Here is a 14,476-nt window from a genome sequence, read left to right as displayed (position 1 = left end):
AACGCCTGGTCAGGTACGGACGCGGTCACGGTCACCGGGCGCCCAGGGGGTCAGCCGCCGGCCGATGAAGCGGATGATCTCGGAGAAGAGCACGCCGAGCACCGCGACGCAGACGATGCCGACGTACATCACGTCGTTCTGGAACAGCGCCCGCGAATTGAAGATCAGATAGCCCAGCCCGTCGGTCGCGGCGACGAACTCCGAGGCCACGATGACCAGGACGGACACCCCGGCCGCGATCCGCGCGCCGACCATGATCTGGGGCAGCGCGCCGGGCAGCAGCACGTGCCGGAACATCTGCCACCGGCCCGCCCCGAACACCTCGCCCGCCTCGCGGTACCCCTCGGGGACGGCCAGGAACGCCGACATCGTGGAGATCCACACGAAGAAGAAGACGGTGGTGGCGACCAGCGCGAGCTGGGGCCCCTCGCCCAGGCCGAACATGTTGAGGAAGATCGGCAGCAGCGCCAGCTTCGGCACCACGTACAGCGCGTCGAGCAGCGGCTCCAGCGCGGCGCGCACCGTCCGCGAGGTGCCCATCACCAGGCCGAGCAGCACGCCGATGCCGGTGCCGAGCAGGAAGCCGAGGACGACCCGGCGGCTCGTCACCCAGACGTCCGGCCAGAGCTTGCCGTCCAGGGCCAGGTCCCACCCGTTGGCGACGATGGTGGACGGTGAGGGGTACAGCCGCGCGTCGATCCAGCCCTGGCCCGAGGCGAGCTGCCACAGCCCGACCAGGACGACCGGGACGGCGATCGCCAGCCCGAGTTCCAGCGTGCGCCGGCGGGTCGCGGCGGCGGCCGGCGACCGCTCCGCGGCCCCCGGCTCGCGGACGATGATCCGTTCCTCGGCCGACGCCGCCCGCAGGGTCTGCTGCCCGGTCATTCGCCGCCACCTCCGGCCGGTTCGATCTCGCCCCGCAGCAGGTCCCACAGCTCGGCCTTCAGCTCGGCGCACTCGGGCGAGTGCCGGACGTCCCCGCTGCGCGGGCGGCCGAACGGGGGGACGCGCTCGGCCAGGATGCGGCCGGGTCGGGCGCTCATCACCAGCACCCGGTCGCCGAGGACGATGGCCTCCTCCAGGCTGTGCGTGATGAACAGGACGGTGCGCCGGTCCGCCTCGCAGATCGCCAGCAGCTCCTCCTGCAGGATGGTGCGCAGCTGCGCGTCGAGCGCGGCGAACGGCTCGTCCATCAGCAGGATCTCCGGCTCGACGGCGAGGGCCCGGGCGATCGACACCCGCTGCCGCATGCCGCCCGACAGCGAGGCGGGGTAGGCGTCGGCGAAGTCGGTCAGGCCCATCCGGGAGAGCCAGTCGCGGGCCCGCTTCGTCGCCTCCCGGCGCGGGACGCCCTGGACGTCCAGCCCGAAGCGGACGTTGGCGAGCACGGTCTTCCAGGGGTAGATGCCGTAGTCCTGGAAGATCATCGCGGCCGGGTTCTGGGCGGTGGCACGGATCTCCAGGCGTCCGGCGCTCGGCCGCAGCAGCCCGGCGATCAGCCGCAGGAAGGTCGACTTCCCGCATCCGGACGGCCCCACCACGCAGCAGAACTCGCCCGCCGCGATGTCGAGGTCGACCGGCCCCAGAGCGTGCACGTCCGCGCGGCCACGGCGGAACCGGCGCTCGACGCCGGTCGCGTGGATGGCGGCGGGCGGTGGTTCCGAATCGTGCCGTGGGATCGTAGAACTCGTTCTGTTTCGGGCGAGTTCCATGGTCTCACCTCCAAGGACGCAGTGGAAGCGACAATATGATGGGGCGTCAGATTTGTGCAATAGGCAACGCGCCCGGCTCCTGCACCTCGCCCAGCGCGCCGGACTCGCGCAGCCGGGCGATCGCCGCCGGGTCGTAGCCGAGCACCTCGCGCAGGATCTCCCCGGTGTGCTCGCCCAGCGTCGGCGCGCGGGCCGGCACCCGGCGCTCCTCGCCGACGAACCTGATCGGGCTCGGCAGCTGGTCGGTGCCGAGCCGCTCGGCCGGCAGCCAGGGCAGGCGCTCCTGGAACTGCGGGTCGCCGGCCAGTGTCCGGGGCGTGTTCACCGGTCCGATCGGCACGTCGTGCTCGGCGCCGAACGCGATCCACTCGGCGCTGCCGCGGCCGGCGAAGATCTCCGTCAGCTCGTCGCGCAGCACGGTGTCGCCGACGGCGTGGTCGGCGTAGCGCGAGCCCGGATGCCGGTCGAACAGGTCGAGGCGGCCGACGGCGGCGCAGAAGTTGCGCCACAGCTCCCGCTCGGAGGCCATGAGCAGGATGTGGCCGTCCGCGGTCGCGTAGAACTGGTACCGCACCCCGTCGCGCATGCCGGCCGTCCCCGGCTCGCGGCGCCGGAACCCGTCGGCGCTGTTGCCGGTGACCTCGCTCTCGGGCCGCTCGTAGGCCCGCCACGTCTCGCTGCGCAGCCAGTCCATCGACGCCGCCGCGTCCGACTGGGCGACCTCCAGGCGGCCCCCGACGCCGGTCGCCCGTGCCCGGACGACCGCGGCGAGGATGCCGAGGGCGGCGAACAGCGGGCCGGCGTTGATGCCCGTCGAGGAGTGCTCGGGGATCGACCAGTGGCCGTCCCCGGTCGGTTCCGGGCGGACGAGCCCGGCCCAGGTGTCGAACGCGACCCCGTGGCTCGGCAGGCCGCGGTACGGGCCCGTCTCGCCGTATCCGGAGATGCCGCAGAACACCAGGCGCGGATTGGCCTCGGCGAGCACCCCGGGCCCGACGCCGCGGCGCTCCAGCCCGCCCGGCCGCATCGCCTCCACGACGACGTCCGCGCCCCTCGCCAGGTCGAGGAAGACCTCCCGGCCCTCGGCGGTGCGCAGGTCGAGCACGATGCTGCGCTTGCCCCGGCTGATGTGCAGGTGCATCAGCGACACCCCCGAGACGAGCGGCCAGGTCGTCTCACGCAGGTAGTCGCCGCGCGGCGGCTCGACCTTGATCACATCGGCGCCGAGGTCGGCCAGGTGGGTGGTGGCGGCGCCGGGGCCGAGCATCGACGCCTCGACGATCCGGATCCCGGCGAGCGGTGCGCCGGGCCGGGTGTGGGTTTCCATCGGGACCATGCCTCCGCGAGCGGGCCGGACGGGCGGCCGAGGGCCGCCCGTTTCTGACTGGCCGTCAGATTAGCGCCAAGGCGCCCGAACTGAAAGCCCGTCAGATGACCGTTCCGCTCATTCCGGCGGACGCGTCGATACCGCCGATCGCGTCGGCATCGCCGCCCGATCGGGTGGCCGGAAGTCATGGTCATCTACTACATTCCGTAGTACTATGGGCCGTAGTAGATGCGTTCGATCGCACGTCACGTGAGGTAGTCCAGATGACGAACTACGCCCGCTTGTACCGGCTGGGACTCACTCCCTGGGAGCGCTACGGAAAAGCGGCGGCGGCGAGCATCGCCGCCCAACTGGACCGCGAGGAAGCCGAGCGGTCACGCCCGCTCGGCCGTGCGCTCGACCTCGGTTGCGGCCGGGGACAGTTCACACCGGACCTCGCGCGACGCGGATGGGAGGCCGTGGGCATCGACTACGTGCCGGCCGCGATCGAGGCCGCCGAGAAGCGCGACACGTCCGGCGCCTCCTACCGCGTCGGGGACGTCACAGACCTGCGGTCAGCCGATCTGGGAACGTTCGGCTTCTTCCTCGACATCGGCTGCTTCCAAGGGTTCGACGCCGACCAGCGCATGGCGGTGGGGCGCGGAGTCACCGCCCTCGCCGAGCCCGACGCCACCTTGCTGATGCTCGCCTTCGGCCTCAGCCGAATGCGCTCCCGAGTGGGCGGAGTTTCCCAAGCGGAAGTCGAAGAGGCATTCCCGGAATGGGAGATGCTCGTCGCCGAACCCGCGGAAACCGCGGGCCTCGGCTGGCCGATGAACAGGACCAATCCGCACTGGTACAGGCTGCGCCGCCGAGGCTGAGAAGCGAACGCCGGTGTCCGGCGCCGCGCCGCTGGATGCGGCGCGGCGGCCGGACTGCACAGCAGGGCCGGCGACGGGTCAGACCTTGCCCATTTCCCTCTCACCGGCCATGGCCTGTGCAGCCGCGGTCGTCTTCCGTGACCGTCCTCCGGGCATCCACCAGTTGGCCTTGCCGCACAGTTCCATCACCGCGGGGACGAGGACCATCCGGACGATGGTCGCGTCGATGAGCACGGCGACGGCCATGCCCAGGCCGACCTGCTTGACCGCGACGTCGGGGCCCAGCATGGAGGTCGTGAAGACGGCGATCATGATGGCGGCCGCCGCGGTGATGACCTTGGCGGTCCGTGACAGCCCGTGGGTGACGGCGGTGCGGGTGTCGCCGGTGCGCTCGCACTCCTCGCGGACCCGCGAGATCAGGAAGACCTCGTAGTCCATCGACAGGCCGAACAGGACCGGGAACATCACCAGCGGCACCCAGGTAGTGATCGGCATGTCGGTGGCGAACCCGAGTGCCGAGCCCGCCCATCCCCACTGCACGATCGCGACCAGGACACCGTAGGCGGCGCCGATCGACAGCAGGTTCATCACGGCGGCCTGCAGCGCGATCGTGACCGACCGGACCAGCGCGATCAGCAGCACCAGCGACAGCGCGATGACGACCGCGATCATCAGGGGCAGGCGCGAGGCGGTCTGCTCGGAGTAGTCGATCGCGGCCGCGTTCGGGCCGCCGATGTGGACCTTGTCGCCGGCGGGCGCCTTGGGCAGCACGTCGTCGCGGAGCGTGCGCACGAGTTGGGCGGTCGCCTCGTCCTGGAATCCGCTCTTGGGGAACGCGGTGAAGGTGGCGGCCCTCCCGTCCTCGCTGACCTGGGGCGGCGTGACGGAGGCGATGCCCCTGGTCGCGCGGACCGCTTCGACGACGGCGCCCAGCCCGTCCTTGGAGCCGGCCTCGGTGGCGAAGATCAGGGGTGCGCCGTAGCCCGGGCCGAAACCCTCAGAGAGGATCTTGTACGAGGTGTAGCTGCCCCTGTCGTGGGGCTGCACGCTGGCGTCGGGCAGGCTGAGGCGCATCGACAGCGCGGGGGCGGCCAGCACCAGCAGACCCGCCCCGGCCAGTACCGCGGCGAGCATCGGCCTGCGCTGTACCGTCCCGGCCCAGCGCTCGGCGGCGGTACGGCGCGCCGGTGCCGGGCCGTCGATGGACGCGCCCCGACGGGACGTACGGCGAGGCAGCCGCAGCGCGTCGATCCTGTGGCCGATGAAGCCCAGGAACGCCGGCAGCAGGGTCACCGCGGCGATCATGGTCACCAGCACGGTCGCGGACGCGCCGATGGCCACCCCGGTCATCAGCCGCTGTCCCATGACGACCAGTCCCAGCATGGCGATCACGACGGTCGTGCCGGCGAACAGCACCGCGCGGCCAGCGGTGGTGATGGCCCTGACGGTGGCGCTCTCGGGAGTGTCACCCTCCTGGAGACCGTCCTTGTAGCGGGTCACGATGAACAGTGCGTAGTCGATGCCGACGCCGAGCCCGATCACTGCGGCGAAGACCACGGTGAAGTCCGGCGCGGGTACGAGATGCCCTGACAGCTTGGTCAGGGCGAGGCCGCCGAGGATCGCCGTCAGCGCGGTCACGATCGGCAGGCCCATCGCCACCAGCGACCCGAAGGCGATGAAGAGGATCACTGCCGCCGCCAGCACGCCCGCGCTATCGGCCGGGCTCTGCTTGGGCGTCTCGGCCTTCTCGGCCCGCTCGCCTCCGAGCCCCAGCGAAACGCCGTCTCCGGAGGCATCCTTGACCGCGTCCACCAGGGGCTTGACCTCGGTCTTCGTCGCGGCCTTCTCGGTCAGCGGGATGATCGTGCGGGCGATGCGGCGATCCTTGGTCACCAGCTTCGCGTCCTGGTACGGCGAGGTCACCGGGCCGGTGATCGGTGAGGCTTCGAGGTCGGCGACGACCTTCTCGATCGTCCGCCGGGCGGCGGGGTCGTCGATGCCCTTGTCCGCCTTGATCGCGAGGGTGAGCGTGTCCCCCTGCCGCTCGGGGAAGTGCTTCTCGATCAGTGCCTGCGCCTTGGCGGACTCCGAGCCCCCGCCGGACATGTCGTTGTCGGGGGCGGCGCCGTAGCCGAAGCCGGCGAACGCGACGGCGATCACGCCGACGATCCAGGCGAGCAGGACCAGGCGGCGCCGCCGGTAACAGAAACGGGCCAGTCCGGCCAGAGCCCCATCCGTGCGTGGAGCCTCGGTCGTCATCATCTTCTCCTCAAGTCGTTCGCGTTCGGCGCTGGACGCCTTGATCCGTCGCGCGTTCACGAATCAAGGAATTGCGAAAGGGCTCTGGCGCAATGTCGCCGTGATCGCGAGAACGCCGCACATCGAAATTCCGAAGCGGAACTCTTTCTGCCTCGCTCGCGCCCGTCATCAACCGATCGTGGCGGCAGGTGCGGGCAATTCGCGTCGGCCGGCGGTCGCGTTTCGCGGCTCACTCCGCCGGAGTAGGTCATCCCTACGCGGTAGACCGGTACGCCGAGCGCGGTACTCCGGACAGCGGATGCGCATGACCAGCGGATACAGGCAGAATGTCTCGCGATGCAGACGTCAAAGGCGCTCAGCACCGCGCGCCGGGCCGCACCGAACCGCACCGATTCCGTCATCGGGCTCGGCGTGGCGCTGCTGGTGCTGGTGCTGGCCGGCAGCCGGGCCGGCGCGAAACTCCCGTGGATCGACGACCCTCAGCGGCTCGACGCCGTGGCGGTCGGCCTCGTCGGGGTCATGGCCGGCGCCGTCGCGCTGCGCCGCCGGTACCCGAGATCGGTGCTGGTCGTCCTCAACGCGGCCGCCCTGGCCTGGTCGGCGGTCCACTATCCCAGCCCGCTGGTCCCGCTGGTCCCGCTGGTCGCCTGCTACACCCTCGCGTCCCTGCGCGGGTGGCGGTGGGGGCTGGCCGGCGCGGCGGTGACCGCGCTCACCGCGATGGCGGCGATCCGCCTGGCCTTCGACGGCGCCGCGCCGGCCGGGATCACGGGCAACGCCATGTGGATGGCCTTCACCGCCGGCGCCGCCGGAACCGCGGTCGGATACAACCGTGCACTGCTGGTGGCCACCCGCGCTCAGCTCGCCCGCGAAGCCCGGACCCGCGAGGAGCAGTCCCGCCGCCTCGTGGTCGAGGAGCGGCTGCGCATCGCCCGCGAACTCCACGACGTCCTCGGCCACACCATGGCCGGCATCAGCGTGCAGGCCGGGGTCGGCATCCACCTCATCGCCACGCGCCCCGCCCAGGCGGTGGAGGCGCTGCGCGCGATCAAGCAGATCAGCGACGAGGGGCTGACCGACGTCAAGACGATCCTGGGCATCCTGCGCGCCGACGGCGACGAACCCGACCGGCCGCGGGCGCCCCGCGGCGGCCTCGACCAGCTCGACGCCCTGCTGGACCCGGTCCGGGCGGCCGGCGTCCGGCCCGAGCTGAACATCCACCACGACGCGCGGCCGCTGCCCGCAGCCGTCGATCTCGCCGCCTACCGGATCATCCAGGAGGCACTGACCAATGTGGTGCGCCACGCCCACGCCCGCACCGTCCGGCTCGACCTGCGCTACGAACCCGCGCAGCTGGTCATCCAGATCCGCGACGACGGGCCGGCCCCCGGCACAGGTCCCCGCGACACCGGCGGTAAGGACGGCCACGGCATGAGCGGCATGCGCGAACGCGCCGTGGCGCTGTCCGGGCGGTTCACCGCCGGCCCGCATCCCGACGGCGGCTTCCAGGTGCTGTGTGTGATACCCACCCCGGACCAGGCAGGATGACGGCATGCGCCCGCCGACGACCGGCCGGCCCGAGCCGATCCGGGTCCTCATCGCCGATGACGAGATGCTGGTCCGCGCCGGGTTCCGGGCCCTCATCGACGCCGAGCCGCAGATGATCGTGGTGGGCGAGGCGGCCGACGGCGCCGCGGCGGTCGACCTGGCCCGGCGGACCGGCCCCGACGTCGTCCTCATGGACATCCGCATGCCGGGCGTCGACGGGCTGGAGGCCACCCGCCGGATCGCCGAGGACCCCGACCTCGCGGGCGTGCACGTGCTGATCCTCACGACGTTCGATCACGACGAGTACGTCATCGAAGGGCTGGACGCCGGGGCGAGCGGCTTCCTGATCAAGAACACCGATCCCGGCCAGCTGCTGCAGGGCATCCGGGTGGTCGCGGGCGGCGAAGCGCTCCTGTCCCCCGGTCTGACCCGCCGGCTGATCGCCCGGCTCGTCGACAAGGCCTCCACCCGCCAGATCAATCCTGGAGCGCTGGCTATGCTCACCGGACGGGAGCGGGAGGTCGCCGGGCTCGCGGCGCACGGCATGAGCAACGACGAGATCGCCGCCGTCCTGTCCATCAGCCAGGCCACCGCCAAGACCCACATCAGCCGGGCGATGACCAAGCTCGGCGCCCGGGACCGCGCGCAGCTGGTCGCGCTCGCCTACCGGCACCGCCTGGTCGAGCCGCCCGATCCGACGTCACCGAACGCTCCCTGACCGCTGACGCCGCGGCCGCCGACGACCTCCGCCGTCCGCGAACTCCGCCTTCCCCTCACCTCATGCGTCCGAGTTCCGGCGCATCGCCGTGGGCCCGGTCACGAGCGGCAGGCGAAGGATGAACCGCGTTCCGAGGGTGCCGTCGTCGATGGCGATCGAGCCGCGGTGCGCGTTCGCGATCTCACGTGCGATGGCGAGACCGAGGCCCGTTCCGCCCGCGTCGCGGCTGCGGGCCGTGTCGAGGCGGGCGAACCGCTCGAAGACGCGTTCGCGGTCGGCGCGCGGGATCTGGGGGCCGTCGTTGCCGACGGTCAGGACGGCGTCGCCGGACCTGCTCTCCAGGCGGACCTCGACGGTCGTGGCGGCGTACTGCAGGGCGTTGTCCAGCAGGTTGTCGACGACGCGCTCCAGCTGGGCGCGGACCCCCCGGCAGTACAGGCCGGGTGCGAGGTCGGCGTCGACGGTGATCGGCGGCCGCCGGTCCGGGCCGCCGGCAGCGGAGCGGTGTGCGCGGAGTTCGCCGTTGACCAGGCCGCTGAAGTCGAGGTCCTCGGGCGTCTCGGCGGCCGTGCCGATCTGTGCGAGCAGCAGCAGGTCGGCGACGATGGACTCCAGGCGGTCGGCGGCCCGGATCGCGGCGCGGGCCGCCGGGCCCACCTCGGGGTCGTCGGGGTGCAGGGCGATCTCCTCGAGGTTGAGCCGGAGGGCGGCGATCGGTGTGCGCAGCTCGTGCGCGGCGTCCGACGCGAACTGCCGCTGCAGGCGCACGGACCGCTCGAGCCGGTCGAGGGTCACGTTGGCGGTGTGCGCGAGCTGCGCCACCTCGTCCTCGCCTGACGGCTCGGGCACCCGGCTGGACAGGTCGCTGATGCTGATCTCGGCGAGCCGGCCGCGGACCTCGCCGACGGGGCGCAGCGTCCGGCCGACGACCAGCCAGGCCGCCCAGGTCGTCATGGAGATGAGGAACAGCGCGCCGACGGCGAGGATCAGCTCGATGTAGGGGCCCGCCAGTATCCAGGGCACCGGGCGCGCCCCGTAGACGACGGGCGAGTCGCGGGCGACGGTGGTCCGGACGGCCACCACCGTCAGGCATCCCCCGTCGTGCGCCGGGCACGCGTACAGGCGTTCGAGCCGGTTGTCGGGGGGCGGCACGACCGAGCTGATCGGGGGCCGTCCCGCCGCGTCCCTGCTCGCGGTGACGACGTTCCGGCCGGCGTCGACCACTTGCAGGAGCCGGACTCCGTAGGGGCCCTCGGGCAGCGGGTTCTGGATCGCCCCCTGCCGCACCGCGGCGCTCACCCGCCGCGTGGCCACCTCCGTCCGCGTGAACGCGAAGTCGCTCTCCCGGGAGCGGACGATGACGTCCGCTCCGATCGCGAGCACGGTGAAGATCAGTGTGGCCGCCACCACGGTGATCAGCGTGTCCCGTCCGCGGATGGTTCGCGGCCGCGGTAGTCGATGCCATCCCACCGGCCTCATCTCCTATTTCCGCGCCGTCCCCGAGTCGCCGTCGATCACAGGCGGGAGCAGGACGGGCGGAGGACGGGGGTCCTGGCGGCTCACCCCATTCGTGACCGGCACGGGCGCCCGGATTCTCGCGTTGGCGAACCTTTTGCCGAGCCGACCCGCAATGCATGCGGTGAGCGCGGGCGCGGCCTCGCGCGCATCGCCGGATCCCTTGACCGCGAGGAAGGCCGTGCTATGTTTGGTCTATCGCCCTGGTCGATCGTCCAAGTCAATCGACCAAGCCGATCGTCCAGGGTGCTTGTCCAAATCGACGGGGACTACAGTCCGGAGCAGGAGTTCGCCAGGTCGAAGGAGCATGTACCGAATGTCCGCCGATTCCGCGGCCCGCGGGCAGCAGACCCGTGCCCGTCTGCTCGACGCCGCGGTGCAGCTGATCGTCGAGGAAGGCTGGAGCGCCGCCACGACGAGGAAGATCGCCGATCGCGCGCAGGTGCGTCCGGGAGTCGTGCACTACCACTTCGGTAGCGTCACCGATCTGCTCGTCGAGGCCTCGCTGGACGCGGTCCGGCAGGAGCTTGACCGGATGCTGGTCCTGTTCGGCGAGAACGGGTCCGCCCCCGGCGGGCTCGGCGAGATGCTCGCGACGGTCGCCGGCTACCCCTCGGACGATCCGCTGACACTGCTGATGACCGAGGCGGTGCTCGCCGCCACCCGGATCGAGCGGCTGCGCACCGAACTGGCGGAACTGCTCGGCCGGTGGCGCACCGCCACGGCGCGGTGGCTCGAGGAACAGGGAGTGGAGGACGCCGAAGCCACCGCCACCGTGCTGGGCGCCGCGATCGACGGCCTGGTGCTGCACTACATGCTCGACCCCGGACTCCGCTCGACCCCCCTGGCCGCGCCCATCATGCGCATGGCCGGACTCACGCCCGAAGGGGCGGTCCCGTCGATGCCACCCGACGACTGACCGGCGAGCCCGGCGGCCCATGGCCGCCGGAAGGAGCCGCCCGCGGTCGTCACGACCCTTCGAGGAGGGCTCCATGGCAGAACCGACGACCCCGCGCGGCAGTGTGCGCCTGCGCGAGGTGACCAGGACCTACGGGACGGGCGAGGCCGCGCTCACCGCCCTCGCCGGCGTCGACCTCGACATCGAGGCCGGCGAGATGGTGGTCGTGCTCGGCCCCAGCGGCTCGGGCAAGACGACGCTGCTGAACGTGATCGGCGGCATCGAGACCGCCGACGGCGGGACCGTCGAGGTCGCGGGGATCGACCTGACCGGGCGGCCGCCGCGGGACCTGGTGGGCTTCCGCCGCGACCACGTCGGCTTCGTGTTCCAGTTCTTCAACCTGGTGCCCACCCTGACGGCGCGCGAGAACGTCGAGGCGATGGTCGAGCTCACCGGACGCGGCGACCGCCGGAAGGTGCCCGGGCTCCTGGAGGCGGTCGGGCTGGGCGACCGCATGGACCACTTCCCGGCCCAGCTGTCCGGCGGACAGCAGCAGCGGGTGTCCATCGCACGGTCCCTGGCCACCGACCCCGACCTGCTGCTGGCCGACGAGCCGACCGGGGCGCTGGACCAGGCGACCGGGAAGTCGGTGCTGAAGCTGCTGCAGGACACCAACCGGCAGGGCCGCACCGTGCTGATGGTGACGCACAACGCCGCCGTGGCCGCGATCGCGCACCGTGTGATCACGATGCGGGACGGCGCCGTCCAGTCCGTCGAGCGCAACGCCGCGCCGGCCGACGCCGTGTCCGTGGGTTGGTGAGCGCCGTGCACCGCGTCCTGATCACCAAGACCCGGCGCGACCTGCGCCGCCGCCTCCCGCAGTTCGCCGCGATCGCCGTCACCGTCATGGTCGGCGTCCTGCTGTTCGTCGCCAGCTACGACGCCTTCCGCAACCTGACCACCTCCTACAACCGCACCTATGACCGGCTGCACTTCGCCGACCTCACCGCCACCGGCGGCGATCCGCAGAAGACCGCGCAGGCCGCGCGCGGTGCCGAGGGTGTCGGGCGCGTGGCGACCCGCACCCAGGCCGACCTGCCGCTGCGTCTCGGCGGCGACAAGCTGCTGGGACGCGTGACCGGCATGCCGGCCACCGGACCGGCGGCGGTGGACGCGGTCGATGTGAAGGACGGCCGGAACCTGGCCGCGGGCGCACCCGACGAGGTCCTGCTGGAGAAGCACGCCGCCGACACCTTCCATCTCTCCCCCGGTGATCGTCTGCAGGCCTTCGACGGCCGCACCTGGCGCACCCTCACCGTGCGCGGCGTCGTCGTCTCCCCCGAGTACCTGTGGCCGGCCCGCGACCGCCAGGAGGTCCTGTCCGACCCGCACTCGTTCGCCGTCGTCTTCGCCCCCGAGCAGACCGCCCGGTCCCTCGCCGGCGCGCACGCCCAGTCCCAGACGCTGGTGCAGATGAAGGGCTCCGCGACGGCCGCGGACCGCGGGCGGGCGGCCGCGGCGCTGCGGGCCGCCGGCGCGGTGGACGTCACCGAACGCGCCGACCAGGCGTCCAACGCGACCCTGCACGAGGACCTGACCGGCTTCCGGCAGATGGCCGTCGGGTTCCCCGTCCTGTTCCTCGCCGCGGCCGCGATCGCCGCCTACGTGCTGATCACCCGGCTCGTCCTGTCCGAGCGCAAGGTGATCGCGACCTTCCTCGCCGGCGGCGCGCCCCGCCGCGTCGCCGTGCGGCACTACCTCGGGCACGGGACGATCGCCGGAACCGCCGGCGCCCTCGCCGGAGCGGCCCTCGGACAACTGGCCACCTCCGGGATGACGCACGCCTACACCAAGGGGCTGGGCATCCCGGACACCGTGGTGCAGGCGCGGCCGCTCACCCTCGTGATCGGGGTGCTGTTCGGGGTCGCTGTCGGCCTGGCCGGCGGGATCGCGCCCGCGCTGTCGGCGTCCCGCGCCGCGCCCGCCGAGGCCATGCGCGGCGACGGAGGGACGCTGCGGCCGCCGGGGCCGTGGAGCCGGGCGGTGGCCCGCGCCCGGGGCCTGCCCGTGGTCGCCCGCCTCGCCCTGCGCGGGCTCACCCGCAGCAAGCGCCGGACGGCCGCCACCATGACCGGCACGCTGCTCGCGCTCGTCCTGGTGCTGGTCTCCGGCGGCATGATCATCAGCATGCGGTCGATGATGAACACCCAGTTCGGCGACGTGCAGCGGCAGGACGCCACCGTCACCGCCGCACCGGGCGCGCCCGATCTGGCCCCGGCCCTGCGAGGGATCGGGCACGTCGCACGGGTCGAACCGGTGACGGCGGTACCGGTGAGCCTCACCGCCGCGGGCCGCTCGTACCAGACCACGCTGACCGGCTACGAGCCCGGCACCCGGATGCACGGCTTCCGCACCGACGGCGGCGGCGACGAGCCGCTCCCCTCAAGCGGCGTCCTCGCCGGCAAGGGGCTGGCCGCGAAACTGCACGTCTCGGTCGGCGACACCGTCACGGTGCACTCCTCCGGCGGCGCGCGCACCGTCCGGCTCGCCGGGTTCGTGGACGAACCGCTCGGCACCTCCGTCTACGGCGCCCGGCAGACCGTCCAGTCGCTGACCGGTGCCCGGACCGATTCCTACGAGTTGCGCTTCGCTCCCGGCACCGGCTCCGGGCAGCGCGACCAGGTGCGCGCGCAGATCAGCCGGCTGCCCGGGGTGGTCGCCTACGCCGACGCGCAGGCCGTCAAACGGCAGTTCAACAGCTTCCTGAAGCTGTTCTGGATGTTCGTGGGCGTGATGCTGGTGCTCGGCGGCGTCCTCGCCCTCACCGTCATCTACGTGACCATGACCGTCAACGTCGCCGAACGGAGCTCCGAGCTGGCCACCTTGCAGGCCGCCGGTGTGCCCTTGCGGCGCATCGCGGGGATCCTGGCGGTCGAGAACCTCACCGCCACCGCGCTGGCGACGCCCGCCGGGCTGGTCGCCGGGGTCGTCGCGGCCTGGGCGGCGTTGAAGTCGTTCGACAGCGACATGTTCTCCATGGAACTCAAGATCGGCTGGCCGACCCTCGTGCTCGCCGCCCTCGCCATGTTCGGCGCGTCGCTGCTGTCGCAGATCCCCGCCAACCGCATGGTCCGGCGCCTCGACATCGCGCGCGTCGTCCGGGAGCGGGCACAGTGACGCAGAGCCCGCTCTCCTGAGAGCGGTGGGGCCCGGGGGCAGAGCCTCGGGCCCCACATCGCCTCAGGTGACCAGCTGAAGGCAGCCGGCGGCCATCCCGTAACCGGAGCCGACGGCGCACAGCAGAAGGCTCAGGGCCGGATAGGCCCCCGGCGGACCGTCCGATCCGCCGAGGGAGCGCTGCGCATCGAAGAACAGGCTTTCGGGCACCAGGGGTGCCCATGCCACCCGCTCCTCCTCATCGGCGGTGGCCTTGCCGATATAGGCGGGGTTGCGCACGATGTCGTGCACGACCGACCACGACCAGCGCGGGCCGCCGCGCGGAGCGCGCACGCCGCGGCCCTCGAGCTCACGGATGATCGGCTGGATGCCCTGCCCCTGGGCGACCCGGCTGATGATCTCGCGGACGACGCTCGCCTGCGGCTCCATGGGCAGCTGTGTCACGTACCGCCCCCGCTCATC

The 14,476-nt window shown here is 72.3% G+C and carries 12 protein-coding genes; 6 read left to right on the top strand and 6 right to left on the bottom strand.

Annotated elements, in window-relative coordinates:
* Positions 1 to 9: 9 nt before the first annotated feature.
* The 3 genes from J4709_RS11830 to J4709_RS11820 are packed head-to-tail and all read right to left on the bottom strand — an operon-like array spanning position 10 to position 3,048.
* Positions 10 to 885 carry an ABC transporter permease gene (locus J4709_RS11830; RefSeq protein WP_208240138.1) on the bottom strand — a complete coding sequence of 292 codons (876 nt, stop codon included), beginning with the start codon at positions 883 to 885 and terminating at the stop codon, positions 10 to 12.
* Entirely contained in the window at positions 882 to 1,712 is an 831-nt protein-coding gene (locus J4709_RS11825; protein ID WP_208240136.1) for an ABC transporter ATP-binding protein, read from the bottom strand. The genes J4709_RS11830 and J4709_RS11825 overlap by 4 nt, the downstream gene beginning before the upstream one ends.
* 46 nt (positions 1,713 to 1,758) lie before the next feature.
* Positions 1,759 to 3,048 carry a CaiB/BaiF CoA transferase family protein gene (locus tag J4709_RS11820; RefSeq protein ID WP_208240134.1) on the bottom strand — a complete coding sequence of 430 codons (1,290 nt, stop codon included), beginning with the start codon at positions 3,046 to 3,048 and terminating at the stop codon, positions 1,759 to 1,761.
* Positions 3,049 to 3,302: 254 nt separating this feature from the next.
* Between J4709_RS11820 and J4709_RS11815 the strand changes: the two genes are divergently transcribed.
* Positions 3,303 to 3,899, top strand: coding sequence for a class I SAM-dependent methyltransferase (locus tag J4709_RS11815; protein WP_208240132.1), 597 nt, complete (start codon positions 3,303 to 3,305; stop codon positions 3,897 to 3,899).
* A 78-nt stretch (positions 3,900 to 3,977) separates the two neighbouring features.
* Here the strand turns inward: J4709_RS11815 and J4709_RS11810 are convergent, their stop codons facing one another.
* Complete coding sequence (locus J4709_RS11810) at positions 3,978 to 6,218, bottom strand: MMPL family transporter (protein WP_307801167.1); 2,241 nt, start codon at positions 6,216 to 6,218, stop codon at positions 3,978 to 3,980.
* A gap of 276 nt (positions 6,219 to 6,494) precedes the next feature.
* On the opposite strand from J4709_RS11810, the gene J4709_RS11805 reads away from it, so the two are divergent.
* Positions 6,495 to 7,706, top strand: a complete 1,212-nt coding sequence (locus J4709_RS11805) for a sensor histidine kinase (protein ID WP_208240130.1) — start codon at positions 6,495 to 6,497, stop codon at positions 7,704 to 7,706.
* A gap of 4 nt (positions 7,707 to 7,710) precedes the next feature.
* The gene (locus J4709_RS11800) at positions 7,711 to 8,424 is read left to right on the top strand and encodes a response regulator (RefSeq protein WP_208240129.1); all 714 of its coding nucleotides are present in this window, start codon (positions 7,711 to 7,713) and stop codon (positions 8,422 to 8,424) included.
* Between the two features lie 60 nt (positions 8,425 to 8,484).
* Here the strand turns inward: J4709_RS11800 and J4709_RS11795 are convergent, their stop codons facing one another.
* Positions 8,485 to 9,834 carry a sensor histidine kinase gene (locus J4709_RS11795; RefSeq protein ID WP_307801166.1) on the bottom strand — a complete coding sequence of 450 codons (1,350 nt, stop codon included), beginning with the start codon at positions 9,832 to 9,834 and terminating at the stop codon, positions 8,485 to 8,487.
* 421 nt (positions 9,835 to 10,255) lie between these two features.
* Here J4709_RS11795 and J4709_RS11790 point away from each other — a divergent pair, with 421 nt between their 5' ends.
* The 3 genes from J4709_RS11790 (at position 10,256) to J4709_RS55530 (ending at position 14,014) form a co-directional block, all read left to right on the top strand.
* Positions 10,256 to 10,858 (top strand): TetR/AcrR family transcriptional regulator, encoded by a 603-nt coding sequence (locus J4709_RS11790; protein WP_208240125.1) that lies wholly within the window; start codon positions 10,256 to 10,258, stop codon positions 10,856 to 10,858.
* Positions 10,859 to 10,931: 73 nt separating this feature from the next.
* On the top strand, positions 10,932 to 11,657 hold the full coding sequence (locus tag J4709_RS11785) for an ABC transporter ATP-binding protein (RefSeq protein WP_208240123.1): 726 nt from the start codon (positions 10,932 to 10,934) through the stop codon (positions 11,655 to 11,657).
* The gene (locus tag J4709_RS55530; RefSeq protein ID WP_208240121.1) at positions 11,654 to 14,014 is read left to right on the top strand and encodes an ABC transporter permease; all 2,361 of its coding nucleotides are present in this window, start codon (positions 11,654 to 11,656) and stop codon (positions 14,012 to 14,014) included. The genes J4709_RS11785 and J4709_RS55530 overlap by 4 nt, the downstream gene beginning before the upstream one ends.
* A gap of 63 nt (positions 14,015 to 14,077) precedes the next feature.
* Here the strand turns inward: J4709_RS55530 and J4709_RS11775 are convergent, their stop codons facing one another.
* Positions 14,078 to 14,443, bottom strand: coding sequence for a recombinase family protein (locus J4709_RS11775; RefSeq protein ID WP_208240119.1), 366 nt, complete (start codon positions 14,441 to 14,443; stop codon positions 14,078 to 14,080).
* Positions 14,444 to 14,476: the final 33 nt, after the last annotated feature.

This window comes from Actinomadura violacea (assembly GCF_017573465.1).
In the GTDB taxonomy this organism is placed as follows: domain Bacteria; phylum Actinomycetota; class Actinomycetes; order Streptosporangiales; family Streptosporangiaceae; genus Spirillospora; species Spirillospora violacea.
Note: the sequence above shows the minus strand (reverse complement) of the source record. Positions and strands in the feature narration are given on the sequence as shown.

Excerpts from the sequence above, each read along its gene's own strand:
- J4709_RS11830 (WP_208240138.1), bottom strand. The coding sequence starts at position 885 with ATGACCGGGCAGCAGACCCTGCGGGCGGCGTCGGCCGAGGAACGGATC.
- J4709_RS11825 (WP_208240136.1), bottom strand. The coding sequence starts at position 1,712 with ATGGAACTCGCCCGAAACAGAACGAGTTCTACGATCCCACGGCACGAT.
- J4709_RS11820 (WP_208240134.1), bottom strand. The coding sequence starts at position 3,048 with ATGGTCCCGATGGAAACCCACACCCGGCCCGGCGCACCGCTCGCCGGG.
- J4709_RS11815 (WP_208240132.1), top strand. The coding sequence starts at position 3,303 with ATGACGAACTACGCCCGCTTGTACCGGCTGGGACTCACTCCCTGGGAG.
- J4709_RS11805 (WP_208240130.1), top strand. The coding sequence starts at position 6,495 with ATGCAGACGTCAAAGGCGCTCAGCACCGCGCGCCGGGCCGCACCGAAC.
- J4709_RS11800 (WP_208240129.1), top strand. The coding sequence starts at position 7,711 with ATGCGCCCGCCGACGACCGGCCGGCCCGAGCCGATCCGGGTCCTCATC.
- J4709_RS11790 (WP_208240125.1), top strand. The coding sequence starts at position 10,256 with ATGTCCGCCGATTCCGCGGCCCGCGGGCAGCAGACCCGTGCCCGTCTG.
- J4709_RS11785 (WP_208240123.1), top strand. The coding sequence starts at position 10,932 with ATGGCAGAACCGACGACCCCGCGCGGCAGTGTGCGCCTGCGCGAGGTG.
- J4709_RS11775 (WP_208240119.1), bottom strand. The coding sequence starts at position 14,443 with ATGGAGCCGCAGGCGAGCGTCGTCCGCGAGATCATCAGCCGGGTCGCC.